This window comes from Chryseobacterium lathyri (genome assembly GCF_030812195.1).
Classification (GTDB): Bacteria; Bacteroidota; Bacteroidia; order Flavobacteriales; family Weeksellaceae; genus Chryseobacterium; species Chryseobacterium lathyri_A.
In genome coordinates this window covers 729377-752595 of sequence record NZ_JAUSSF010000002.1, presented here as the reverse complement: position 1 = coordinate 752595, position 23219 = coordinate 729377, and the positions used below count along the sequence as shown (strand labels likewise).

General features: G+C 37.6%; 27 protein-coding genes. 7 read left to right on the top strand and 20 right to left on the bottom strand.

Features of this window, described 5'->3' with window-relative positions; translation table 11 throughout:
• Positions 1–102: 102 nt before the first annotated feature.
• Complete coding sequence (locus tag J2T03_RS13640; protein WP_306841149.1) at positions 103–984, top strand: cupin-like domain-containing protein; 882 nt, start codon at positions 103–105, stop codon at positions 982–984.
• A 38-nt stretch (positions 985–1022) separates the two neighbouring features.
• On the opposite strand, the gene J2T03_RS13635 is transcribed toward J2T03_RS13640, so the two are convergent.
• The 14 genes from J2T03_RS13635 to J2T03_RS13570 form a co-directional block, all read right to left on the bottom strand.
• A complete protein-coding gene (locus tag J2T03_RS13635; RefSeq protein ID WP_307211836.1) occupies positions 1023–1427 on the bottom strand; it encodes a hypothetical protein in 405 nt (134 codons plus the stop codon).
• On the bottom strand, positions 1417–1698 hold the full coding sequence (locus J2T03_RS13630; RefSeq protein WP_307211833.1) for a hypothetical protein: 282 nt from the start codon (positions 1696–1698) through the stop codon (positions 1417–1419). The genes J2T03_RS13635 and J2T03_RS13630 overlap by 11 nt, the downstream gene beginning before the upstream one ends.
• A 142-nt stretch (positions 1699–1840) precedes the next feature.
• On the bottom strand, positions 1841–3565 hold the full coding sequence (locus J2T03_RS13625; RefSeq protein WP_307211830.1) for a hypothetical protein: 1725 nt from the start codon (positions 3563–3565) through the stop codon (positions 1841–1843).
• Between the two features lie 148 nt (positions 3566–3713).
• A complete protein-coding gene (locus tag J2T03_RS13620; protein WP_307211827.1) occupies positions 3714–4469 on the bottom strand; it encodes a metallophosphoesterase in 756 nt (251 codons plus the stop codon).
• A gap of 2 nt (positions 4470–4471) precedes the next feature.
• A complete protein-coding gene (locus tag J2T03_RS13615; RefSeq protein WP_307211824.1) occupies positions 4472–5014 on the bottom strand; it encodes an RNA 2'-phosphotransferase in 543 nt (180 codons plus the stop codon).
• A gap of 13 nt (positions 5015–5027) precedes the next feature.
• A complete protein-coding gene (locus J2T03_RS13610; protein ID WP_307211820.1) occupies positions 5028–5969 on the bottom strand; it encodes an ADP-ribosylglycohydrolase family protein in 942 nt (313 codons plus the stop codon).
• A complete protein-coding gene (locus J2T03_RS13605; protein WP_307211816.1) occupies positions 5969–6655 on the bottom strand; it encodes an SIR2 family NAD-dependent protein deacylase in 687 nt (228 codons plus the stop codon). Before J2T03_RS13605 ends, J2T03_RS13610 begins: the two co-directional genes overlap by 1 nt.
• Positions 6656–6659: 4 nt before the next feature.
• Positions 6660–7166, bottom strand: coding sequence for an O-acetyl-ADP-ribose deacetylase (locus J2T03_RS13600; RefSeq protein WP_307211813.1), 507 nt, complete (start codon positions 7164–7166; stop codon positions 6660–6662).
• Between the two features lie 24 nt (positions 7167–7190).
• Positions 7191–7787, bottom strand: coding sequence for a DUF4291 domain-containing protein (locus J2T03_RS13595; RefSeq protein ID WP_307211811.1), 597 nt, complete (start codon positions 7785–7787; stop codon positions 7191–7193).
• Between the two features lie 52 nt (positions 7788–7839).
• Entirely contained in the window at positions 7840–8910 is a 1071-nt protein-coding gene (locus tag J2T03_RS13590) for an adenylosuccinate synthetase (RefSeq protein WP_307211809.1), read from the bottom strand.
• 3 nt (positions 8911–8913) lie between these two features.
• Positions 8914–9768 (bottom strand): hypothetical protein, encoded by an 855-nt coding sequence (locus J2T03_RS13585; RefSeq protein WP_306841123.1) that lies wholly within the window; start codon positions 9766–9768, stop codon positions 8914–8916.
• Between the two features lie 2 nt (positions 9769–9770).
• Positions 9771–10106: a hypothetical protein gene (locus J2T03_RS13580; protein ID WP_307211806.1), complete on the bottom strand. Its 336-nt coding sequence runs from the start codon at positions 10104–10106 to the stop codon at positions 9771–9773.
• Between the two features lie 73 nt (positions 10107–10179).
• Positions 10180–10728, bottom strand: coding sequence for a 2OG-Fe(II) oxygenase (locus tag J2T03_RS13575; RefSeq protein ID WP_307211804.1), 549 nt, complete (start codon positions 10726–10728; stop codon positions 10180–10182).
• Between the two features lie 271 nt (positions 10729–10999).
• Positions 11000–11677, bottom strand: a complete 678-nt coding sequence (locus J2T03_RS13570) for an NUDIX hydrolase (protein WP_373425256.1) — start codon at positions 11675–11677, stop codon at positions 11000–11002.
• Positions 11678–11817: 140 nt separating this feature from the next.
• Here J2T03_RS13570 and J2T03_RS13565 point away from each other — a divergent pair, with 140 nt between their 5' ends.
• Positions 11818–12450 (top strand): DUF1579 domain-containing protein, encoded by a 633-nt coding sequence (locus J2T03_RS13565; protein WP_307211802.1) that lies wholly within the window; start codon positions 11818–11820, stop codon positions 12448–12450.
• A 98-nt stretch (positions 12451–12548) separates the two neighbouring features.
• Complete coding sequence (locus J2T03_RS13560; protein WP_034724485.1) at positions 12549–12758, top strand: hypothetical protein; 210 nt, start codon at positions 12549–12551, stop codon at positions 12756–12758.
• Positions 12759–12797: 39 nt separating this feature from the next.
• Here the strand turns inward: J2T03_RS13560 and lepA are convergent, their stop codons facing one another.
• The 6 genes from lepA to J2T03_RS13530 all read right to left on the bottom strand — a co-directional run bounded on the left by lepA (position 12798) and on the right by J2T03_RS13530 (position 18512).
• Positions 12798–14594, bottom strand: coding sequence for a translation elongation factor 4 (lepA, locus tag J2T03_RS13555; RefSeq protein ID WP_089755232.1), 1797 nt, complete (start codon positions 14592–14594; stop codon positions 12798–12800).
• Between the two features lie 71 nt (positions 14595–14665).
• Complete coding sequence (locus J2T03_RS13550) at positions 14666–15691, bottom strand: hypothetical protein (RefSeq protein WP_307211799.1); 1026 nt, start codon at positions 15689–15691, stop codon at positions 14666–14668.
• Between the two features lie 83 nt (positions 15692–15774).
• Complete coding sequence (locus tag J2T03_RS13545; RefSeq protein ID WP_307211796.1) at positions 15775–16791, bottom strand: hypothetical protein; 1017 nt, start codon at positions 16789–16791, stop codon at positions 15775–15777.
• A 97-nt stretch (positions 16792–16888) separates the two neighbouring features.
• Positions 16889–17401 (bottom strand): hypothetical protein, encoded by a 513-nt coding sequence (locus J2T03_RS13540; protein WP_306841102.1) that lies wholly within the window; start codon positions 17399–17401, stop codon positions 16889–16891.
• 7 nt (positions 17402–17408) lie between these two features.
• A complete protein-coding gene (locus J2T03_RS13535; RefSeq protein ID WP_307211793.1) occupies positions 17409–17942 on the bottom strand; it encodes a hypothetical protein in 534 nt (177 codons plus the stop codon).
• Between the two features lie 18 nt (positions 17943–17960).
• Positions 17961–18512 carry an RNA polymerase sigma factor gene (locus J2T03_RS13530; RefSeq protein ID WP_306841099.1) on the bottom strand — a complete coding sequence of 184 codons (552 nt, stop codon included), beginning with the start codon at positions 18510–18512 and terminating at the stop codon, positions 17961–17963.
• A 189-nt stretch (positions 18513–18701) separates the two neighbouring features.
• Between J2T03_RS13530 and J2T03_RS13525 the strand changes: the two genes are divergently transcribed.
• The 4 genes from J2T03_RS13525 to porW all read left to right on the top strand — a co-directional run bounded on the left by J2T03_RS13525 (position 18702) and on the right by porW (position 23170).
• On the top strand, positions 18702–19451 hold the full coding sequence (locus J2T03_RS13525) for a Rossmann-like and DUF2520 domain-containing protein (RefSeq protein ID WP_307211790.1): 750 nt from the start codon (positions 18702–18704) through the stop codon (positions 19449–19451).
• Positions 19441–19959: a KdsC family phosphatase gene (locus J2T03_RS13520; protein ID WP_307211788.1), complete on the top strand. Its 519-nt coding sequence runs from the start codon at positions 19441–19443 to the stop codon at positions 19957–19959. Before J2T03_RS13525 ends, J2T03_RS13520 begins: the two co-directional genes overlap by 11 nt.
• Before the next feature lie 6 nt (positions 19960–19965).
• Positions 19966–20520 carry a Maf family protein gene (locus J2T03_RS13515; RefSeq protein ID WP_307211786.1) on the top strand — a complete coding sequence of 185 codons (555 nt, stop codon included), beginning with the start codon at positions 19966–19968 and terminating at the stop codon, positions 20518–20520.
• A gap of 85 nt (positions 20521–20605) precedes the next feature.
• The gene (porW, locus tag J2T03_RS13510; RefSeq protein ID WP_307211783.1) at positions 20606–23170 is read left to right on the top strand and encodes a type IX secretion system periplasmic lipoprotein PorW/SprE; all 2565 of its coding nucleotides are present in this window, start codon (positions 20606–20608) and stop codon (positions 23168–23170) included.
• The last annotated feature ends 49 nt before the right edge of the window (positions 23171–23219 follow it).

Genomic DNA, 23219 nt, shown 5'->3' with positions numbered 1-23219 from the left:
TAGTCTAAATAGTCAAAAATGATTTGAATCATAGATTAAAAAAAATTTAAACACTGATTCATATATATTTATTTAATAATTTTGTAACATAAAATTTATAGAATGGGAATTATTTTAAAGCCTATAGATGTTGTAGATGATATTACTCAGGAAGAGTTTACAGAAAAATATCTAAAGCCCAGAAGGCCCGTTGTCATTAAAAATATGGCAAGAAAATGGCCTGCTTATCAAAAGTGGACCATGGAATATGTGAAGGAAGCAGTAGGTGATGTGGAAGTTCCTCTTTATGATTCTAAAAAGGCCGATCCTGCCGCTCCCATCAATACACCCACTACAAAAATGAAGTTTGCAGATTATATAGACCTCATCCAAAAAGAGCCTACTGATCTGAGAATTTTCTTTTTTGATCCTATAAAGCATGCCAAAAAATTACTGGAAGATTATATTTCTCCGAAAGAACTAATGGGTGGTTTCCTTGATAAATATCCGTCTATGTTTTTTGGAGGAAAGGGTTCTGTAACGTTTCTTCATTTCGACATTGATATGGCGCATATTTTCCATACTCATTTCAACGGAAGAAAGCATGTGAAACTGTTTGAGTATAAATGGAAAGAAAGATTGTATCAGCTTCCTTATGCAACCTATGCGCTGGAAGACTATGATATAGACAATCCTGACTTTGAAAAATACCCTGCGCTGGACGGTGTAGAGGGAATTGAATGTTTCCTGGAACATGGTGATACCCTTTTTATGCCTACTGGATGGTGGCACTGGATGAAGTACCTGGACGGAAGTTTCTCTATCTCTTTGAGAGCATGGGATAAATCCTGGGCAGTAAAGGCTCATTCTTTATGGAACCTTACTGTACAACGTAAATTTGACGATATTATGAAGTCCAATTTCAAAAAGAAGTACATGGACTGGAAAGAAAAAGTAGCCGTTAAACGGGCAGAAATTGCTTTAAAAAGAGGCTTACCAAAATAAACGAAAAGACGCTTCAAATTGAAGCGTCTTTTTTATTGTTAAGTATTTACAAGAAGTTCTTCCATATTTCTTGTCACCTCATTACAGGAAAAACAGGCTTCTTTTCCATCTTGGGAAAACCATCTGCATTGTGACCTGATCGGGCAAAAAACAAGTTCTTTTTCTTTATGGAAATCCAAATTCTGAACTTTCGTGGATAGGGAGCATTTAGATCCTTCTTTGTCCCATTGTGCACAACCTTTTTCGACACATTTCCCGGTAAAACGGAATCTCTGTTCAAGACTGTTTTTATCTTCATTCTGTTTCAGAAAATCTTCTGTGACGGTGAGCGGGGTGATAAACTGTACCTTCCCGTCTTTGCTGACCACTCCGAAAAGCTGTGCCCCAACTTTTCCAACATAACTGGGACACATCTTTCTTGAAGTATTGGAATCAGCCTCCATAGCTTTTTATTTGGGACTGGATGTCTTTTACCTGGCTCTGGATATCAATTCCCGGCTTGAAAATAATGATTCCCCAAGGAAACCAGTCTTTTATTTTCATAGGTCTCAGCAGTCCTCTGAAATCTCTGTGAGCTCCGAAAGCCTGTGTATTATCAATCTTTGAAAGTTCAGAAAGAACGACATTCTGAATTCCTCTGTCAATGTTTTTCAACTGTTCATCCGAAAGATCTACCCCTTCCAGTGAAACGAAAAAATGCTTTTTAGTGGCCATAACTATAGTTTTTATTGGTTTTATAAAGCAAATTTCGACCGAATATGTACTAAAGTCATCAGGAAAAACACCCTTTATGCTAGCGTGAAAAACCTGTAAATTAAATACTGATTATCAATATTTTAAATCAAAATATAAAAATCTATAAGATTCTATAAATGGGATATTGTCTGAATGTTTTTTCTTCGAAGTAAGGAGAATTTTTGTAGATCCAGTCCAATTGAGCTGTTCCGTCTTCTGCAAATTTTTTATCAGATGATTTTTTAGCCTCAAAAGCATCTTTCAGCTTTTTATCTGTCTTTAATAGTTCTGAAGCGGTATCTTCAAAAATGTAGGCGGAATAATATTCTTTCTGCGCCAGGATTCCATCAAAAAAATTCCAGTTAAAAAATGAGTCTAAAGCCTCAGGCTCAAGTGTTTCAATGATATACTTTACTCCAGGCTGATCTGTTGAAATTAAAAAGTCTCCCGCCGAAAAAGCCAAGGTTCTTTTTACGGTTTCCACACTGGTGTCAAAATGAAGATAATGTCCTTCGTAAGGGTTTTTCACCGTTTTAAAGTCTTTGATTTTATAAGCTTCAACCATCGTAGTGCTGTCTTTTTTAAGAGCAGTCATAAGGATCTTATTTCTTTTCAGCTCTTCGATCACACGGTATTGAGATTGCGGAACTATATAATATTTCGGGATCCTGATATACCCGGTAGGAACTGCTGTAGTAAAGAGCTTTATCTTCTTTGTAAAAGGCTTGTTTCTGTCATAATACAACCTTGGCTTTCCGGAAATATCACTCGCCCTGTACTTTCCGTCATATCCTTTAAAATCCATTGTAGAAAATTTTGTGGAATCAATCTTCCAGCGGATTCCGTACTGCATTCCTGCTTTGTATTGCTTTAAATTTTCAATTCGAAGCTGTTTTATTTTTTTGTAATCTTTATCTAAATTCTGGAGATTCACCAGCATATATTTGTACGTCGCATCCACTCTTTTATCATAAGGCTTCAGCATATGCGTTTCAGGAACGGTCCCCAGCGAGTTAAATAGGGATGTGTAGCCCGTAGAATACCTCGGAGAGTCTTCGAAGGCCGCAAATCCTTCATCCGGAATATCCCCGTGAATATTGACATATGGTGTGCTTTCATAGCCTAGCTTTTTCATATCCTCAAGGTTTTTAGCCTGATAATCATTGTAAAAGTAATTGCCTAATGTATTTCCAAGACGTTCCTTGAAGGTAGAGATATAAGTGAAAGTATACTGATAATCAGCACCGTTGCTTACATGATTATCAATAAAAACATCAGGCTGCAGCCACTGGTATATTTCCTGAAAGCTTCTGGCGTTTTTTGAATCTGCTTTAATGAAATCCCGGTTCAGGTCATAGTTCCTGGCATTTCCCCTGAAACCATACTGCTCCGGACCGTTCTGATTGGCTCTGGAATAAGAACCCCTGTTCAGCATTCCACTGACATTATAAGCAGAAATAGCTGCAATGATAAAGTTCTGTGGTGCTTTTATTCTCCCGGTCGCAAGATCACGCATAAGCATCATCGTAGCATCTATTCCGTCCGGCTCGCCCGGATGGATTCCGTTGTTCACAAAAAGAATGGCTTTGTCTTTTCTCAGTTTTTCCACATTTTTTTCAGAAAAGGGATTGTAAATCACTACATAAATAGGTTTTCCATTATCATCCTCTCCTTTTTTAAGATATTGAATGGTATTGAAACGTTTAGCCAGGTTCTGATAGTAGCCGTTCATTTCGTCATAAGTAACGGTTTGGTTTTTATTTCCTTTTTCAAAAGGAGTCTGAAATGAATTTTGGGCAAAAAGCAAAGATGTGCTTAGGAAAATCAGGAGATATTTCAGTTTCATTGAAGCAGTTTTTGAACTTCAAAATTACTTAATATGATTTGCGTGGGAAAGGGAAATTGTGGATTTATTGGGGCTGTTTCGTGAGGTTGAATTATCACAAAGACTCTATTTTTTTCGTTTTATAATTTGAGGTTTAATAAACCTTCTTTCATAGGTTTTTATTGCCTACGATATCATTATTCCTCCCCTTTTCATCAGGGTATAAAGAGGGAAGAGGGTCGCTTTGCCAGAATTCTTTAGTGTCAATATCCATTATTGACAGGGAGCCTGTAAAAGCTGCTCCGGTATCCATATTCCAAACATTGGCCTTATTGACAGGATCATTGATTCCTATATCTAATGTCGGTGTATGCCCTATAAATATCTCACTATACAAAAGCAGTCTTTTGGGATAAAGCTCTGAATTTTTTGCTAACCTCCCGTCCATTGCGACCGCCGTTTCCCACAAGGTTCTGTCCCAACGGTAATTGCTGGAATAGACTTCTTTTTCAGGGCCATGCATGGAGGAATAGCCCGCGTGAATAAACAATCGGTTTTTATCATCTACATAATAATTTTTCATCCTCTGAAAGAATTCAAGGTGTAAAGCCAGATCCTCTAATGAATAGTCATTATAGCTGTCTACGGTACTTTTTCCCCCGTTGAAGAGCCATACATCCGGCCCCTCTCCAACAGATAACCAGTCTTCACACCAAGCATCATGATTTCCTTTAATGAAAATACATTGCTGTTTTCCGGAAAGCTCTAATAAAAATCTAACGACCCGGGAGGATTCACTCCATCCGTCAACATAATCTCCGAGGAAAATAAGGGTATCACTTTCCACCACTTCTGCTCTTTCAAAAACCTGCTTTAATGCTTTAAATCCTCCGTGGATATCGCCAATAACCAATGTTCTGCCCATCTTTACTTTGAAATGTATTTAGCGGCCACAAAATCTGTCAGCCACACTCCGTTTGCCGAAAGATAGAAAGGTAAACCTTCCTGATACATTTCCCTTGTTCTGATAGTCAGAATAACGGGTTTTCCATGACGCATTCCTACTTTCGTAGCCGTTTCTTTGTCTGCACTTAAATGGACATGCTGTCGGGTTCTTTTTTCAATTCCATTTTCCAGAATGGACGAAATATTGGCTTCTGCTGTTCCGTGATACAGGAAATCCGGTGGCTGCACTGATTTCAAGGCAAGATCTATATCAATGGAATGTCCCTGACTAGCTCTGATCCTGGTTTTGTCTTCATTAAAAGCAAAACGTTTTTTATTATTGGTTTCTACCACTTCTTCCAGGTCTTCAAACGTAAAATGCATTCTTGCTTTTGCTGATTTTGTAATCAGTTCACCGACTTCTGCCCATCCGTTCTCATCGAGTTTCAGCTGAATGGTTTCCGGTTGATGTCTCAGAATAAGGCTTAGAAATTTGCTTATTCTTTTGTTTTCTATTTCGTTCATAGCGTATGTGTTGTTATGCTATTAATTTTTTCTGAAGCTTTTCACATAAAGCTTCAATATCTTCTTTTCTTACCAGTTCAGAAATCCATTCTTCCGGAATGTTTTCAAATCCGTAATAAATACCTGCAATTCCTCCTGTGATAGCTCCGGTTGTATCTGTATCTTCTCCCAGGTTCACCGCTTTTAATACAGCTTCGGCATACGTTTCAGAGTTGAGAAAACACCAAAGTGAGGCTTCTAAACTGTGAAGGACGTAGCCACTGCTCTTAATTTCTTCTTCGGGATAAGTTGAAATATCATCTTTTAAAATTCTATAAAAAAGCTCTATTTCTTTAGGGTTAAAACCTTGAATTTCTGAATATTCCACTGCTACTTTCTGTATATGAAAATAGGCTTCTTTCCTCTTCTTTCCTTTGATCAATTCTATGGCAAAAATAACATAAATGAAACATGCGAAAACGGAACGGAAGTGTCCATGGGTAATTGCAGAAACCTCTTTTATCGTTTGATACAGTTTCTCGATATTTTCTTCATCTTTAAGATAAAAAGCTAAAGGGAGAGTTCTCATCAAGGAACCGTTCCCATTATCTTCTTCAAAAATATTTCCTGAAAACTTTGCACTTTCTCCTTTGATCAATCGTGCAATGGAATGTCTTGTTGTTCCCCCAATGTCAAAAAGTCTTCCGTGGGCCGTCCAGTGTCCATACTTATTCCATTTTACAAAACTCTGCCCGATTTTCTCCAGATTATAGCCTTTTGTTAGCTCATCAGCAATACAAAGCGTTAATGAACTATCATCACTCCAGGTTCCTTTTGGCTGGTTCCAGGACATAAATTCCAGATAACCTGTAACAGGAATTTTTTTTAAATCTTCTCTTTTCTTAAATTCCACCGGAACCCCAAGCGCATCTCCGATACAGACTCCAAAAATTCCGGCTTTTACAATATTCTCCATCACGCAAGGTTTACTAGTTTATCAAAAAGCAATTGCATCCCTCTCGTTGCAGATTCTTTCATCACTACAGCTCTTTGCCCGTATCCGAAACCTGTTTCGTTGGGATTGATCACCACCAGCAGACAGTCATCTTTGATCTCGTGGATCAGTCCTGCTGCCGGATATACCTGCAGAGAGGTTCCGATAACCACCAAAATATCGGCTTCTTTTACCTTTTCCTGTGCAGTCTTGTACAAAGGAACATCTTCCCCAAACCATACGATGAATGGTCTTAGCTGGGCTCCATCTTCTGCTTTATCACCAATCCGGATATCTTCTTTCTGTTCATAGATCAGGTTTTTATTATTACACGAGCAGGATTTGAACAGTTCTCCATGAATATGAAGAATATTTGTTGATCCCGCTCTTTCATGCAGATCATCTATGTTTTGGGTAATGATCTGAACGTCAAAATATTTTTCCAGTTCTGCTAACAATTGATGGGCCTCATTAGGTTGTACTTCATGAAGCTGCCGTCTTCTCTGGTTATAAAATTCCAGGACTAATTCCCTGTCTTTCCTCCAACCTTCCGGACTTGCTACGTCTGTGATATTATGATTTTCCCAGAGACCATCCCCGTCTCTGAATGTTTTTATCCCGCTTTTGGCGCTGATTCCGGCACCGCTTAATATGGTTAGTTTTTTCATTGGTTTAATCTAATAATTTTTTGTAAATCTTTTCATTTTCATCATCAAAGCAGACAAAAATTACTTTCTCAATATTCTCTGACTGGAAATTCCTTACTGTCTCTATAGCAATTTTTCCGGCCAGCTCTTTAGGAAATTTATAAATTCCTGTGCTGACATTTGGAAAAGCAATCGTTTTAACACCCAGACCTTCTGCCAATTGTAAAGAATTTTTATAACAGTCTTCCAGAAGTTTTGAGCATTTATTTTCCTCTCCATTCCAAACAGGTCCAACGGTATGAATCACATATTTTGCCGGAAGATTGCCTGCTGAAGTAACCACAGCTTCTCCTGTATTACATTTTCCCTGACGGTTTCTGATCTGGATACATTCTTCAAGGATCTGCTTTCCGCCCGCACGATGAATAGCTCCATCTACTCCACCCCCTCCAAGCAAAGAGGAATTGGCTGCGTTGACGATAGCGTCTGCGGGGATTTTTGTGATATCTCCTTTTATTATTTCAATGTTCATAATAAGTTAGTACTGATCCTTTTTTTAAATAGTTGCTCCTATCGTATGAGCAAGTTCAGTTGGCAATGGATATACTTTTTCATTGGGTAAAAGCTTTTTTGCCTTATCATATTCCCCCAATCTTGTAAAGTTTAGGATTTTTTTTACCAAAGGTGTATAATCTTCTATTTTAACGATCCACTCTTCATTAAACTCTTCTATCAGATGCCGGCTTATTCCCACCTGAATAGAACGGTACGCCAGTTTACTTCCTTTAATATTCCTTTCCGGATCCCACTGTACATGGACTTCTGCTTTTCTAAATTCTTTTTCCCAGCTTCCGGGATTGGGATAAACCCTTTTTTCAGGAGAAGTTAAGACCGCTTTACTCAATGCTTTTTCCCAGGCCTCTCTTTTAATATGTACCGCTAAAGTACATTCCTGACCCGGTTTCTGTCCATAATTGCTCCGTTCCATCATCCAAAGAAAGGAAGGTTTGATCCAGGTCATTCTGTTCAATGAAAAAGGAGCAGAAAACTTCTGATTCATTATGGCAGATTTTGCAATAGTTTCATTATATGCCTGGTATATCACTATGGTATCCCTGTTATAATCCGCTCTTATTTCAAATTCTTTAATCATTGTATTCTATCCGGCTCTGTTTTTGTCACTAAATATAAAGCCATTATTTGGTTTAAAAAATTGGTTTAAAGTCTTCCGAAAACGGAGAATAGGATCCGTAGACTGCATCAAATTTTGTTTTTAATTTGTCTATTTTAAATTTCTCCTCAGTTTGATCAAGGCAAGTCACGATCAGATTTTTTTTGGCTGCGGCGGTATAAGCTCCATCCAGAAGAAGGGCATAATTCAACAGGTCATAGTCTAAATCTCCAAAGCGAAGTTCTTTCTGATAATCATTGAAAACACACGTTTCCTCTTCATTATTTTTAAGCGTCAACTCTTTTTCATTACTCATCCATCCCCTTCCATGACGTGTGGAATAAATCCTTGTCACGTAATACATTTCAATATCCTCAATTTTCAACAGTCTGCAGATCTCATAGGCATTTTTTGAAGTGGTATTGGCATACGTCACATGAGGAAATACACCGTGATCCATATCTAAAAGAATTCCCTGGCTCCCTTCAAAAATGAGATTTTCAAATGAATTCAAATACGTATAATCATCTATTTTCCAATCGATTTGATCTACCGCATTTAAAAAAAACTGAAGCGCTTCTTCTAACCGATCATCCTCCATAAAGCCATAGTAATAGGCTATTCCTTTTAATTTCTCAATCAGCATTCCTCTTGGAGCGATTAGATCGGCAGCAAATAGTTTGTAAGGGCTTTCGTGTCTTTTCATCGTAGCTCCTATCCCTTTTCCACAGGTTCCGTGTTCGAGATTTTTCGCATTGGTCCTGTTTTGCCAGACATCAAACGGAGTGGTGACCTTCGCCAGTGGATGAATATGAAGTTTAATATTTCCGTTTTTCTCCATTAATTCCTTTCTTTCATTGAATAAAAATACAGGATGAATGGTACAGTGTTCCGTAAAATAAGAAGGCAATCCACGCAGTGCTCCGCTCGCAAAACTGGAATGAATATGCTTTTTACCATCAATCATCACCGTATGCGCCGCCTGCTGTCCTCCGGAAAACCTGATGACAACAGACTCCGGGTTTTGCTGCGCCAGAAAATCCGTAGTGATTCCCTTTCCTTCATCCCCAAAACCCAGCCCTATTACTATTTGTGCCTTTTTCATGACTTAAAACATTTGAATATGATCAAATCCACCTCCTTCTGCTGATCTGAAAGTTTCATTTTTAAACCTATCACAAATCACTCCTTTAATGACATCCGGAATATCTCTGTGGTCAGCTATTGATAAACAATTCTGGCCCAATAATTCCTTCCAGCCTTTATCCGCTCTCATGGCCTGATCGGAATGCAGAACGTTGATGTGATACACTTCATATCGTTTTTTCACTTCTTCCAGTAACTGAAAGTGAGTATAGGTCTGTTGTCCCACTCCCATAATTTCCCTGATAGCTGATGCAGGAAGTGTTTTTAAGCAAGGCTCATCACCCACTGTAAACAAAATCCCTTTCTGGCTTCTCTTTTCGAAAGCATCCGTTCTGGTATGAAAAGCAGCAAAGTACCAAGCCAGTAGATAGCTTTCTCCTGCATTTCCGCCACCGCCGGATTCAATATAAGTACGTGTCAGCCACATATCCAGCTCCTCGTCTCCGGATTCAAACTGCCCTACCTGTAAAGGAAAAGCATCACATTCGTGGTCCCCGATTCCCAAAAATAAAAGTGCCGGATCCGGAACACCTCCTTGGATAATTCCGCCCATTAATTTAGGAAGTCCTTCTTTAATAAGTTCGTGCGGAATATGTCCCATACTTCCCGTTACATCCAATCCTAAGATGACAGGAACGGAATTCGGATGTACGGAGGAATCTCTCGATTCTCTGAAAGGAATTCCTTTAGGGTTCATAGATTCATGAGCTCTTCTTTTTGCATTCTGGGTGAAAATTTCACCTGCGGATTTAGATCCGTAACCTGCTTTTCTTGCTCTGTCGAAACGAGCATCCATATCGTATCTTGTACTTCCCATAACTAAAATGCTTTACCGAATAAATATTCAAATCTCTTCACTGCGACTTCTAACTGAATATTTAAATTTCTGATTGTTAATGAATATTCGATGTCTTTCTGAACAAATGCTTCCGGCTGAAAATCCGCAAATGTCAGACTGTTTCTGTCTAAAGGACTGATATCGATAAGCCCTTCCTGCTCACGCTGCAGTCTCTTTATTTTCAGTTCAATGTCTTCGACCCTGCGCCTATAGATCAATTCAGAATCTGCGCCGATGGTGCGTGCGCGATCTTCTCTGATCTGATCATTATTTCTCTGTAATGACTCGATGAATCTTGGTTTTAATTCGTCTTCCATCTCTTTAATTTATTTTGTGTTATTTTTACGCTAATTAAAACAGACATAGTAATGCGTATCCTATTGCAGATGATTACTTATTAGAATACATTACATCGGTTCTCAAAACATATTTCTGTCCGCTGATCAGGGTTTTCCCTTCATGTTTTAACGGATGGTAGAAAACCAGAGCAGATCCTTTCTTTGGGGCTACTGTGAACAAATTTTCAAATTCTGTTTCTCCCCTTTCAAAATCATCATTCAGATAGATCAGGAACGTGTAGAAACTTTTTTCATTTTCATTCCTGATATAGCTTCCGTCTCTGTGTATTTTAAATCGTTGTCCGGGAGAATATTTATAAACCCTGAACATTTCATTAAAATTCCGAAGCGTATAATTTTCATGTTCCTGAGGAAGGAATTCTACTGCTTTTCTGAAAAGATCTTCTGCCAAATCATTGTCAAAAACCATCAGCCTGTCATTATTCCTGATTCCTTTACTCATCATCTGGTGTCCATTCATATTGATCTTAGCTTCTTCAAATACTTTTCCCTGTGCCATTGCGATATATTCATCACAAGCTTCAGAAGTCAGAAAATCTTCGATCAGAAATATCTGCGGGTAGAGTTCTGTTTTTTCCATGATATTATTTTGTGTTTAATGATTGTGTTATTATTACACAAATGTAAAACAATATAACTTTACGAACAAAATTTATTTGCGTTATTTTAACACTAAATATTTAATTTATTGATTATCAATGTTAAAAATTAATTACTTTAAAACACAAATAACACTACTGTTTCAAAATTGCTACAAATACACAATCAAACTAGAAATTTAGTTTGATTGTTTTAAAATATAAAAGAGAAGGTTTCTGATATAAGTATAGGCTGGATCAACCAGAAAAAAATTATTTGATTTCGAAATAGAAGCCTTCTTTTTCAAGTTCTTCGTACTTCTCCTTATTGAAAGTAAAAAGTTTTCCGGGTCTGCCGCTGCCTTCTTTTTTAACATTATCGGTCTCATTAAGCAGACCATAGCTCATGATCTTTTTGCGGAAATTTCTGCGGTCTATTTCACGTCCAACAATGGTTCTGTAAAGATTTTCAAGGTCAGAAAAAGGGAACTCTTCGTTCAGAAGATTAAAACCGATGGGCTGGTACTGAAGTTTGGTACGGAGTCTGTTTAGTGCAATATCAATAATGGATTTATGATCAAAGGCAAGTGACGGAAGTCTATTTACACTGAACCACTGCGCGTCTTCCGCATCAGAGTCTGCAAAGAGTTCATGATAGGATGGGTTTACAAGGCCTAAATAAGCCACAGAAACCACTCTATTCCGGGGATCGCGGCCAATGTTACCAAAGGTATAGAGTTGTTCCAGAAAATCAGGCTTTATGCCTGCTTCTTCGTGAAGTTCTCTTTTTACTGCATCATCCAGGTTTTCATCATCCAGAACAAGACCGCCCGGAAGCGCCCAGCCTCCTTTGAAAGGATCAATCTTTCTTTTGATCAAGAGAAGCTGAAGATCTTGTTTATCAAAGTATCCGAAAATAACAGCATCAACAGCCACTTTAATATCCTGAATTTTTTTTGGAGATCCCATAATTTAGTTTGCGTTATGAATACACAAAGGTAAGATTTATAAACGACATCAAAAAAAAGAATTGCAGAATAATAAAATTAACTAACTTTATTTCATAATAACCCACTTAAAATTAACTGATTATGAAAAATCTATTGTTGTTATTCTCAATGGTCTTTCTTTTGGCCGCTTGTGAAAAAGGAAAGCCTGTAACTGAAAAAGGCTCAGCAAAAACAGATTCTGCAGAATGGAAACCCGTAGATTCTGCTGCTGCAACGAAGGCCTGGATGGAATACGCCACACCCGGCGAGATGCATAAAACACTGGCACTATATGACGGAAACTGGACCGGAGCAACCACTTCCTGGATGGAGAAAGATGCAAAACCTATAACAAGCCAGTCTGAATGTACCAATAAAATGATCTTCGGTGGCAGATATCAGCACAGCACCTACAAAGGAAACTTTATGGGAATGCCGTTTGAAGGGATGAGTATTATGGGCTATGATAATACCAAGAAAAAGTTTGTAAGCACATGGATCGATAATATGGGGACAGGAATCATGCAGGCGGAAGGAGACTGGGACCCTGGTAAGAAATCCATTGAACTCAAAGGTAAAATGACAGACCCGGCAAGACCTGGAAAAGACTGTGATTTCAGAGAGATTTACACTTTCATCGATACCAATAATCATACTATGGAAATGTACGGCCCTGATTCTAAAACAGGGAAAGAATACAAGACCATGGAAATAAAATTCATCAGAAAGAAATAAAAACCGGAGAAACCACTTCTATAAAACAGTGATTTTCCTTATAGATTTCATGACAGATATGCTCAACTTTGGTATAGAAAATAAAAATTTATACCATCATGAAAACATTATTAAGAGCCTTTATCGTGGTCATTATTATCATAGGAGGAGTTTTGATCATTGTTGTGGGGAAAAAGCCTTTCCCTGAACCCGAATGTCTCGTATGCGGGATCAATCTTATCAGAACATTAGGTATTGCCGAAGTGATTCTCGGACTCGGAGCTTTGGTTATACAGGCCAATCTCACAGAGAAACAGCGAACTTTCTGAAAAATAAAAGACCGGTAAAAATTACCGGTCTTTTTTATATTAATCGTTTAGTTTTAATACGGCCATGAAGGCGGATTGTGGTACTTCTACCCTACCAATCTGCTTCATTTTCTTTTTACCTTCTTTCTGCTTTTCCAGAAGTTTTCTCTTTCTGGAAATATCACCTCCGTAACATTTTGCGGTAACATCTTTTCTTAATGCTTTGATGGTTTCCCTTGCAATAACTTTTGCTCCCAACGCTGCCTGAACTGCAATATCAAACTGCTGCCTAGGAATCAGTTCACGAAGCTTTTCACACATCTTTTTACCGATATAATAAGCATTGCTGTCGTGGATCAGTGAAGAAAGGGCATCTACCATATCACCATTGATCAGAATATCCATTTTAACCAATTTAGAGGAGCGCATTCCTATTGGAGAGTAGTCGAATGATGCATATCCTTTGGAGATTGATTTCAGACGATCGTAAAAGTCGAAAACAACTTCTGCCAAAGGCATATTAAATGTTAGCTCTACCCTGTCTGCCGTTAAATAACTTTGGTTGACAATCTCCCCTCTCTTTTCAATACAAAGCGTCATCACAGCACCCACGAAATCGGATTTAGTAATAATAGAAGCTTTTATATACGGTTCTTCAACTCTATCCAAAAGATTGGGATCAATCATTTCAGATGGGTTGTTGATCAGAATTGCTGTTTCAGGATCTTTTTTAGAATATCCGTGATATGAAACGTTGGGAACCGTAGTAATCACATTCATATCAAATTCTCTCTCAAGACGTTCTTGTACGATTTCCATGTGAAGCATTCCCAGGAATCCGCAACGGAAACCAAAACCAAGTGCTGCGGAACTTTCCGGTTCGAAAACCAGAGAGGCATCATTCAGTCTTAATTTTTCTAATGAGAATCTTAATTCTTCAAAATCCTCAGATTCAATAGGATAAATCCCTGCGAAAACCATTGGCTTTACTTCTTCAAAACCGTCAATCGCAGCAGCTGCAGGATTCACAAAAGAGGTAATGGTATCCCCTACTTTTACTTCTCTTGCATCTTTAATCCCGGAAATAATGTAACCCACATCCCCACATTCAATTGTTTTTTTCGGAACCTGTTTTAGTTTTAACGTTCCTACTTCATCAGCACCATATTCTTTTCCTGTAGCAAAAAATTTGATTTTCTCGTTTTTAGAAATACTTCCGTTTACTACTTTGAAATAAGCTTCAATCCCTCTGAACGGGTTGTAAACAGAGTCAAAGATCAATGCCTGAAGAGGAGCTTTCGGATCTCCAACCGGAGGTGGAATTCTATTGACAATCTGCTCAAGCAAATCATGAACTCCTTCTCCTGTTTTTCCGGAAACCCTAAGGACATCTTCATATTTACAGCCTAAAAGTCCCATGATTTCGTCGGTCACCTCTTCAGGATTTGCTGATGGAAGATCTATTTTATTAAGAATAGGAATGATCTCAAGATCATTTTCCAATGCCAAATACAAATTACTAATTGTTTGTGCCTGAATACTTTGCGCAGCATCTACAATAAGAAGCGCCCCTTCACAGGCAGCGATAGAACGGGAAACTTCGTAAGAAAAGTCTACGTGTCCCGGGGTATCAATAAGGTTTAAGATATATTTTTCTCCTTTATACTCATAATCCATCTGGATGGCGTGAGACTTAATAGTAATCCCACGTTCTTTTTCCAAATCCATATCATCCAGGGTCTGAGACTGCAGCTCTCTCTGAGTAACTGTATTGGTATACTCCAAAAGACGGTCTGCCAAAGTACTTTTACCGTGGTCAATATGAGCGATTATGCAAAAATTTCGTATGTTTTTCATTTAAGAACGTTGTAATTTGCAAAGATAAAAAAAAGCGAGACATTATCTCTCTTTAATTTACGGAGTGAAATTTATTTTTCAAAGATGTAAGCCCCTGTTAAAGAATCTATATAAACCTTTGAAGATGTCCTTGTCTTTGCTCCGGTGATTGCGGCTGTATGAGATGTTCCCGGATCAAGAACTCCTCCAACAACCGCTCCGACTACTCCTCCGGCAAGTGCTCCTACCATCATTCCTCCCGTCATTTTTTGAACGGAAAGCTGTGCTCTTGATGAAATGATATAAAAGCCCTTATTCCCTTTGACCATTTCTACAAATCCTGAAGGTATTCCTCGGTATGCTTTTCCGGAATCTACATAACAGAAAACTTCACTGAGCGGAACTGAGAAATCGTTGTACTTCACGTTCACCAGTTTTCCTTTTTTATTTTTAACAATAGAATAACCGGGCTCCGGCTTTTGATCATAGAAGCTTTTAAAATTTTTATAAACACCATCTACCAATTGAGGTTCGTTAAAAGCTTTATAATTTTTATTGAGATAAGTACTGTAATTGATTAGCTCATTTTCAGGGATCATTACCCCTAAAACAGTATTGGAATATGAGCCTTTGATGAATTCCGAGAACACTTCGGAGATCTGCTGAGCCAAAAACTTCGGCATATTGCCTGTTTTTTCCGGATCTGAAACTATTACATTTTCAAAGCGGGTGATAAAATAATATTTATCATTCCTTTTCAGAAAGCTTGATATCTTAATTCTCACTTTTCCAAAAGCTTCTTTTTGTCCTGGATCCTGATCGTTATAAGCTTTGAGGTCTTCCAGAATTAAAATAATATCATTATTCCCTTTTACCGTATTGTCCTCTGAGAACAAGTTTTCAATCTGATTTTTTAAATCTTCAGCAACAAACTTTATCTCTGATGTGCCTTTTTTACCGGTAATAGTCCCAATGCTTTTATCGGTTCGGTTATCTATCAGGGTTAATGATTTAGTCAATCCTTTTTTATCTCTGATATTCTGGTTAAACTCAATGAGTTCAGTTTTTTGAGCGGAAAAAGCGACTGACATCAACAGAAAGAATACTATTTTTTTCATTTGTTTTTTTTAATTCGTCCGTAAAAATATGAATTTGCCTAAAAAGTAAACAACTCCCACTATAAATTGCAAGAGCAATTATTTTATTCCTCTGAAAAGTCGTATTCTCCGGTCAATGGATCAATGTAAATTTTCTGCACGTCACCGTTCTTCATTTTCTTCTGTCTTGCTCCCTGCTCAATAGCTCCTGCAATTCCTCCAATGAGGCCAAACATTCCGTAGGCACTGTTAGATTGTACAGGAAAAAGATGGCCACGGTTGCCCAAAACATAAAATCCATTTTCATCTTTATCCAGATCAAGAAAACCGGAAAATGTCCTTTTACGGGCCTTCCCTTTCTCTACATACGCAAACATCTTGTGAGCAGGAATTTTAGTTTTCTTCCCATTTTCCTCTTTTACTGCTTTTGTGATGTTCCCTTTACTGCTGATCTCTAAAACATAGTTTCCCTGTTCAGGAGTTTGATTAAAGAAAGAAATATAATCCAGGTAAATTCCTTCTTTTAATGGTTCGCCCTTTAAAGCGGCATAATTAGTTTTTATAAGGGTCTCGTAATCTGCAAGGTCGCTGAACGCCACTATATTTCCTGTAGGACGTAATGAATATGATTTTTTGATGAAAGCAGAAAAAACCGCCGGAATATTTTTCACCATCAATTCTGAAACCTCTTTATCATAAAAAGTGAATACGGTATCTTTTTTATATAAGAATTGGTATTTTTCTCCTGTTTTAGCAAAGGCCTGGGCAGAAAAATCCATCTTCCCTTCTGTCTTTTTATCATCAGAAGCTCCCATTGAAAGCTTTAATTTTTTTAAAACCAGAACAAAATCCGTTAATTTACCCGGCTGATTGCTTTTTAAATACCATGCACTGAAATCATTATCCGGTGTCGTAGGAAAAACCACTTCCTTCATTTCCTTTTGATCTTCGAAAGGCAGTGTTCCGATCTGTTTATTCTCTCTCTGATCGATCACCTTAAAAAATGAATAAGGGTTTTCAGTATAATTTAATATGTTTCCTCTGAATTTTATTACTTCTTTCGTCTGCGCAAATGCGACAATAGCTGTAAAAATAAATGCCAGCTGCATTAGTTTTCTCATTAGATGTTTTTTGCGCAAAAATAGTAATTCCTAAATACTAAACGGCTCTCACAAAAAAAAATTTGTAAGAGCCGTCCAACATTAAAAAAATAAACTATTATGGGTTTTGTTTGGGCTTTGCCATACTATTATTACGTCCGTGAGGTTTTCTCTCATTCATTTTATCTCTCATCATTCCCTCAGACTGGAATAGTTTCAATACTTTTTGGCAAGGAATCACCTGCTGCATCTTATCAGCATATTTCTTTCTGTTATCAAGCAGTTTCTGTCCTACCTCGAAACTCTGCTGAAGCTTTGCTTTGGCTTCATCGTCAGATAATGTCTCCGGGTTGAAATCTGGGTTAAACTGGCTTTTTATCTGCTTCTGATTATCTAAATACTCATTATAAAGCTGTGTAAATTCTGTTTTATCACTTGCGTCAATTTCAAGATTTTCCACCACCATATTATTCCTAAACTTCTTAAGAAGTTCTTTTCTCTCTTCAGGAGAAAGATTGTTTATTATTTCTTTTCGTTGTTTAGGGTCCATTTTTTTCCAGTCATAATCTGAATTTTGGGCGTTCAGACCAAAACCATAAATAATAAAAAGTACAAATAATATCTTTTTCATCTTTCTTTTAATTATATAAATCTAAATAAACATCCTGTGTTGAATTACTTGCCAGTTCTGAAATCTCAGAGTTGGAAAATGAATCCAGATATTCATTCATTTTAATTTCTTCTTTTTTAGTAGCAGCTTTTACAGGCTGTGGAGCAGTTCCTTTCTCAATATCCTTTTTAGGATTGTATGACACGGTTTTAGTTCCCTGATTACTAACTGTTTGATTATTATTTTCAACAGAAGTTAAATCTGCTTCCAGTGTTTCATAAGCGCGTTCGCTTTCTGTTTTAGGCTCCTGATTATTAACTGCCAATGTTTTTGAATTCAACACATTTTTCGCCGGATCATTATCAGAATTAAAAACATACGTTGCCCCGAATATCAAAGCCAGTGATGCAGCAGCAGCATACATCCAGTTTAGTTTGAAAACCGGTGTCTTTTTATTCGCTTTCACTTCGTTCATTACATTATTCTGGATATTTTCAAATAAATTATCCGGAACTTTGTAAATATTCTTTCGTTCTAGTTTTTCTATGTCGAACTCTTTCATCTTGGTTTGGATCAAAAATTATCTCTCGTAATTTTCTTTAATAAATTCTTCTACTTTCTGTTTGGCATAATGATAATTGGTCTTTAAAGTCCCTACAGACATATCTACAATTTTTGATATTTCTTCATAGGGCAAATCATCATAATACCGCATCATAAATACCAGTTTCTGCTTTTCAGGCAGGCTTTGTATGGCATTCTGGAGGATCTGCTGTATTTCTTCAGCATCTCCCTCCGTATTGTCGGCCACCAGGTTCTGCATATAATACTCAGGATCTTCATCCGTTTTCTGCATTTTCTTCAACTTGTTGACCTGCTGTAATGCTTCGTTGGTGGCAATTCTGTAAAGCCAGGTATACAGCTGGCTGTCATTTTTAAACTGGTGAAAATTCTGGTAGGCTTTAATAAAAGTCTCCTGCAGCGTATCCTGAGCAAGATCTCCATCTACTATAATTCTTCTTATGTGCCAGTACAATCTGCTTTGATAAGCATCCATCAAGGCACGGACACCTTTTTCCTGGGTCCGTGGATTCTGCATCAACGAAATAATTTCCGCGTCCTTAATCTTCATAAGATGCTTTCACTGTTTTGGATTACAAAAATAGCCGAAAGTTAAATTACTTATTCAATTTTCGGTCCAAATATTTAAAATAATATCGGAACGTTATGATCTGAGCTTTAGGCAACGGGCAATGCGGCGATTCAGGAATAACTTCTGTTCTTCTGCCTCCATCTTCCTTTAAAATCTTATCTTTGTTAGATGCAAATTGTAATTATAGGTTCCGGAAATGTGGCCTACCACATGGCAAAAGCTTTTAGCCTGAAAAAAATTCCAGTACTGCAGATATTTGGAAGAAATGGGGAAGAACTGAAGAAAATTTCTGAGGAACTGGACATCCCATATTCTAATGAATATTTGGAGAACGCAGACCTGTACATCATCTGTGTAAGCGACAATTCAGTTGAAAGTGTTTCTCAGCTTATCACTAAAAAAGATTGTCTGGTTGCTCATACTTCGGGATTCCTTCCTAAAGAGATTCTGAAAGGAGCGTACAGAAAATCAAGTTTTTATCCCTTGCAGACATTTTCAAAATCGAAAGAATTGGATTATAAAAAGATCCCGTTCTTTATTGAAACTGAAAATGAAGGAGACAAACAGCTCCTTTTTGAAATTGCTTCCAAAATTTCAGAAAATGTAATGGAAAGTAGTCACGAAAAGAGAAAATACATCCACCTGACTGCAGTTTTTGCCTGTAATTTTGTCAATCATCTTTTCGCCAGAGCAAAGGAAATTTCGGATTCACAGAATATTCCCTTCAACTATTTTCTGCCTCTTATTGATGAGACCGTACAGAAGATCTATGAAATTGAGCCTAAAGCAGCCCAAACGGGACCGGCTGTAAGAAATGATGTAAGGGTACTGGAATTACATGAGCAGTTATTAAAAGACGAAAGTCTTGAAATTTACAAAACAATGAATCATTCTATCCAAAAAATGTATGAGTTATAAAGAGAAATTAAAGGATATTAAAGCATTTGTATTTGATGTAGACGGAGTTTTTACAGATGGAAGCGTTTATCTGATGCCCGGAGGAAATATGTGCAGGGTAATGAATGTCCTGGACGGATATGCAGTAGTTAAGGCACTTAAGAACAACTATTTAATAGGAGTGATCACCGGTGGAAATGATGAAATGGTAAAGCACAGGATCAACTATCTTGGAATAGAGGATTATTATCCAAAATCACACAATAAGATGGTTGATTTTGAATATTTTAAAAAGAAATACAATCTTAAAAACGAAGAGATCCTAACAATGGGAGATGATCTTCCCGATATCCACATTATGGAAAACTCTGCTATTTCAGCATGTCCTGAAAATGCTGTTCCTGAAGTAAAGGGAATATCTGATTATATTTCTGCCAAAAAAGGAGGAAGCGGAGCAGTACGCGATGTGATAGAGCAGGTAATGAAGGTTCAGGGAAACTGGCATGATGATAATACGCAATCTGTATAAAAATTTATGAAATTACTTTTAGCATCCCAGTCACCGAGAAGAAAAGAACTGCTTTCAAGCTTAGGCTTCGATTTTGAGGTTGTAAAAATAGACTGTGAGGAAATTCTTCCCGGGAATATCAAAATAGGAGAGGCAGCAGCTTATCTGTCAGAATTAAAGGCAGAAGCGTTCAGAGAATTAGCCGATGATGAAGTACTGCTAACTGCCGATACCGTAGTTGCAATAGATAGTAAAATCCTTGGAAAACCGAAAGACATGAATGAAGCAAAACATATGCTCCGATCACTTTCAGGAAAAATCCATCAGGTTTATACTGGAATTACCATAAAATCCGTTAGTAAAATATGGACTGAAACCGATGTTGCGGATGTAGAATTTGATGAAATTACTGATGATGAAATAGAATATTACGTTCAAAATTACAAACCTTTCGACAAAGCAGGCAGCTATGGTATCCAGGAATGGCTGGGCATGGCAAAGATCAGCAAACTGAACGGAAGCTTTTATACAATCATGGGACTTCCTACCCATTTGGTTTATAAAATTTTGAAAGAAATATAAATATTATTCATTACAAAATTTTGTTATTTTTACAAAATCATCAGCTGCTTATAATAAAAAGCAGATAAGAGAGTTATATTGAATAATGAAAAAGAATATTTTATTCCTTTTAATCATGTGTATCGTTGCATCCTGTGCCACCAAGACCAAAAAGCCGGAACAGCGATCAAAATTCATGAAAGGATTCAACACATATTACAACACCCTTTTTAATGCAAAAGATGCGTTAAACAGTGAATTTACGAGCAGAGACAAGGGACATAAGGACAATTTTTATGCGCCTTATATTCCTATCCTTACCTTCGAAGACCAACCTTTGGGAAGTGATCTGGGACAATCTGCCGCCTTCGCTGAAAATTCCATGAAAATGGCTGAAGTGAACAGATCTTCTTCTGAAAGGACCGCTCCGGGAATGCCGCCCGGAACGCCTGGTGCTCCTGGATCTGCAACTCCGGGAATGCCTGATGAACTTCAGAATAAAGGAGCAACAACTTTAGAAATTGCCGAAGCAAAGGCTCAGAAAGCGATCAACAAATATTCTGTTATCAGAAACGGTGAAGAAAAGAATAAGAAGATTTTTGATGCTTATATGATTCTTGTACAGTCCAGGATTTACCAGAATAAGGCTGTTCAGGCCCTGGATGCCCTCAACTATGTTTTTACTCATATGAAGGATGACAAGAGACTTCCTTTGGCAAGAATTTATCAGGGCGTAGCTTATGCGCAGATCAAAGATTATCATAAAGCCAATGAAACTTTTGCCAAACTGAAGGGGGAGGATATTAATAAAAATTACGCTAAACTACTGAGCATCTATCACTCTGAAGCTCTTCTGGATGCAGGAAAACTGGAGGAAGCCGGAGCTGAGCTTGACAGAGCTTTTGAGCTGAACTCTGACAGAAAGCTGAAAAGCAGAATAGCTTATCTGAGAGGACAGGTTTCGGAAAATCTTGGACAAAATGATAAAGCCCGTGAAAGCTTCACCCAGGCTTATAAATATGCCAATGATTTTGAATTTGAAGTGAAATCCCAAATTGCGATTGCTAAAACCTTCAATGGTAAAGGGGATTATAACGGAGCCAAAAATTATTTGGAAGGCATCAGTAAGAAAGGAACTTACGGTTCCAGAAAGAATGAATTTTATTATGCTTTGGGATTAATGGCCAACAAAGCAGGAAAGAAAGAAGAAGCTCAGGAATTCTTCAAAAAATCTTTGTTTGAAAAGGTATCTGACCCTCAGGTAAGAGGTCTTACGTATTACGAAATAGGGAAGAGCTATCTTGAAAAAAATGATTATATCGGTGCGGGAACTTACTATGATTCTGCTCTTACCGTAATGACCTATGAACCTTCGAAGATCCTTTTAAAAGATCAGTCTGAATATATCAAAAAGATTTCCAAAAATTATTATCTGATCAAGAAAAATGACAGTATTCTTTCTTTGGCAAAGATGAATGATGCCCAGAAAACTGATTTTTTCTCAAAATATATTGCAAAACTTAAAGCTAAGGAGGAAAAAGAAGAGCAGGAGAGAATACGTGCAGAAAGAAGCAAAGGTTTTGATTCCGGAGATTACAATGCCAACTCAATTTTTGCCAATAATGCTAATTCTTTTGAAGATTTTGGAGTAACCACCAAAGGCTTTTATTTCAGCAATACAGGAACAGTAAGCAAAGGGACTTCTTCATTTAAGCAGGTCTGGGGAGACAGGGCATTAGCTGATAACTGGCGGTATTCTAAAAAGATGGCAACTATTGAGGATATGAAAAATGAAGCTCTCGGCGTCACTTCAGCCCCGAATCCAAGACGTTTTGAACCTACCTTTTATATTGAGCAAATTCCTACAGATCAGGAAAAACTGGGTCAGTTAAAGAAAGACAGAGACACAGCTTCCTTAGGTTTGGGAGTGATGTACCAGAATTATTTTACGAATACCCCTTTGGCAACAAAGACATTATATGATCTTGTAGATGTAAAACCTGAGGAAAAAGTAATGCTTCAGGCTCTTTATGAAATCTTTGCAATGAATTATCAAAAGAATCCACAAGCCTCTGAAAGAGCTAAACAGATTCTTTTAACCGATTATCCTTATACTTCTTATGCAGAATTTGCAAGGAATCCCAAGAACAATTCATTCGTAAAGTCATCCGAAGATGTTGAAAACGAATACAAAAAGGCTTATGCCCTTTATGAATCTGAAAAGTTTGGAGAAAGCCGTGACGTTATAGATCAGACAATACAGAAGTATCCCAAAGATGCCCTTGTTCCGAAATTCCACCTGCTGAATGCATTCAATACAGGAAAAACAAGCGGAAAAGAGGTAATGATCCTTCAGCTTGAACAGATCGCACTGAATTATTCTAAAACCCCGGAAGGCATAAAAGCAAAGGAAATGCTGAACTATCTGAAAAGTGAACTTTCCTTCCAGGCCACTGATAATAAAGGAAATTCTCTTCCGCAACAGCCAGTAATGCCAACACAGCCAGCAGAGAATGTGAATAATGGTATTCCACAGAATCCTGCCGGAACTGATAAAAACGGGCAGCCTCAGCCATTTATACAAGATCCTAATACCGCCGACCCTAAAAAACCTAAACAGAAAGTGAAGAAGGAAAAAGATCCTGATGCTATTCCGGAAATGCCTAAATAAATAAAAAAGCGAAGAGTAAATCTTCGCTTTTTTTTATGTGTATTTGCTT

What these genes read in the sequence shown, in the direction of transcription:
- lepA (WP_089755232.1), bottom strand. Translation starts at nt 14,594, where the DNA reads ATGAAAAACATACGAAATTTTTGCATAATCGCTCATATTGACCACGGT.
- J2T03_RS13635 (WP_307211836.1), bottom strand. Translation starts at nt 1,427, where the DNA reads ATGGAGGCTGATTCCAATACTTCAAGAAAGATGTGTCCCAGTTATGTT.
- J2T03_RS13545 (WP_307211796.1), bottom strand. Translation starts at nt 16,791, where the DNA reads ATGAGAAAACTAATGCAGCTGGCATTTATTTTTACAGCTATTGTCGCA.
- J2T03_RS13615 (WP_307211824.1), bottom strand. Translation starts at nt 5,014, where the DNA reads ATGAACGAAATAGAAAACAAAAGAATAAGCAAATTTCTAAGCCTTATT.
- J2T03_RS13515 (WP_307211786.1), top strand. Translation starts at nt 19,966, where the DNA reads ATGAAATTACTTTTAGCATCCCAGTCACCGAGAAGAAAAGAACTGCTT.
- J2T03_RS13535 (WP_307211793.1), bottom strand. Translation starts at nt 17,942, where the DNA reads ATGAAAGAGTTCGACATAGAAAAACTAGAACGAAAGAATATTTACAAA.
- J2T03_RS13620 (WP_307211827.1), bottom strand. Translation starts at nt 4,469, where the DNA reads ATGGGCAGAACATTGGTTATTGGCGATATCCACGGAGGATTTAAAGCA.
- J2T03_RS13560 (WP_034724485.1), top strand. Translation starts at nt 12,549, where the DNA reads ATGAAAACATTATTAAGAGCCTTTATCGTGGTCATTATTATCATAGGA.
- J2T03_RS13590 (WP_307211809.1), bottom strand. Translation starts at nt 8,910, where the DNA reads ATGAAAAAGGCACAAATAGTAATAGGGCTGGGTTTTGGGGATGAAGGA.
- J2T03_RS13530 (WP_306841099.1), bottom strand. Translation starts at nt 18,512, where the DNA reads ATGAAGATTAAGGACGCGGAAATTATTTCGTTGATGCAGAATCCACGG.
- J2T03_RS13600 (WP_307211813.1), bottom strand. Translation starts at nt 7,166, where the DNA reads ATGAACATTGAAATAATAAAAGGAGATATCACAAAAATCCCCGCAGAC.
- J2T03_RS13585 (WP_306841123.1), bottom strand. Translation starts at nt 9,768, where the DNA reads ATGGGAAGTACAAGATACGATATGGATGCTCGTTTCGACAGAGCAAGA.
- J2T03_RS13550 (WP_307211799.1), bottom strand. Translation starts at nt 15,691, where the DNA reads ATGAAAAAAATAGTATTCTTTCTGTTGATGTCAGTCGCTTTTTCCGCT.
- J2T03_RS13525 (WP_307211790.1), top strand. Translation starts at nt 18,702, where the DNA reads ATGCAAATTGTAATTATAGGTTCCGGAAATGTGGCCTACCACATGGCA.
- J2T03_RS13640 (WP_306841149.1), top strand. Translation starts at nt 103, where the DNA reads ATGGGAATTATTTTAAAGCCTATAGATGTTGTAGATGATATTACTCAG.
- J2T03_RS13610 (WP_307211820.1), bottom strand. Translation starts at nt 5,969, where the DNA reads ATGGAGAATATTGTAAAAGCCGGAATTTTTGGAGTCTGTATCGGAGAT.
- J2T03_RS13630 (WP_307211833.1), bottom strand. Translation starts at nt 1,698, where the DNA reads ATGGCCACTAAAAAGCATTTTTTCGTTTCACTGGAAGGGGTAGATCTT.
- J2T03_RS13625 (WP_307211830.1), bottom strand. Translation starts at nt 3,565, where the DNA reads ATGAAACTGAAATATCTCCTGATTTTCCTAAGCACATCTTTGCTTTTT.
- J2T03_RS13595 (WP_307211811.1), bottom strand. Translation starts at nt 7,787, where the DNA reads ATGATTAAAGAATTTGAAATAAGAGCGGATTATAACAGGGATACCATA.
- J2T03_RS13520 (WP_307211788.1), top strand. Translation starts at nt 19,441, where the DNA reads ATGAGTTATAAAGAGAAATTAAAGGATATTAAAGCATTTGTATTTGAT.
- J2T03_RS13605 (WP_307211816.1), bottom strand. Translation starts at nt 6,655, where the DNA reads ATGAAAAAACTAACCATATTAAGCGGTGCCGGAATCAGCGCCAAAAGC.
- J2T03_RS13540 (WP_306841102.1), bottom strand. Translation starts at nt 17,401, where the DNA reads ATGAAAAAGATATTATTTGTACTTTTTATTATTTATGGTTTTGGTCTG.
- J2T03_RS13565 (WP_307211802.1), top strand. Translation starts at nt 11,818, where the DNA reads ATGAAAAATCTATTGTTGTTATTCTCAATGGTCTTTCTTTTGGCCGCT.
- porW (WP_307211783.1), top strand. Translation starts at nt 20,606, where the DNA reads ATGAAAAAGAATATTTTATTCCTTTTAATCATGTGTATCGTTGCATCC.
- J2T03_RS13580 (WP_307211806.1), bottom strand. Translation starts at nt 10,106, where the DNA reads ATGGAAGACGAATTAAAACCAAGATTCATCGAGTCATTACAGAGAAAT.
- J2T03_RS13575 (WP_307211804.1), bottom strand. Translation starts at nt 10,728, where the DNA reads ATGGAAAAAACAGAACTCTACCCGCAGATATTTCTGATCGAAGATTTT.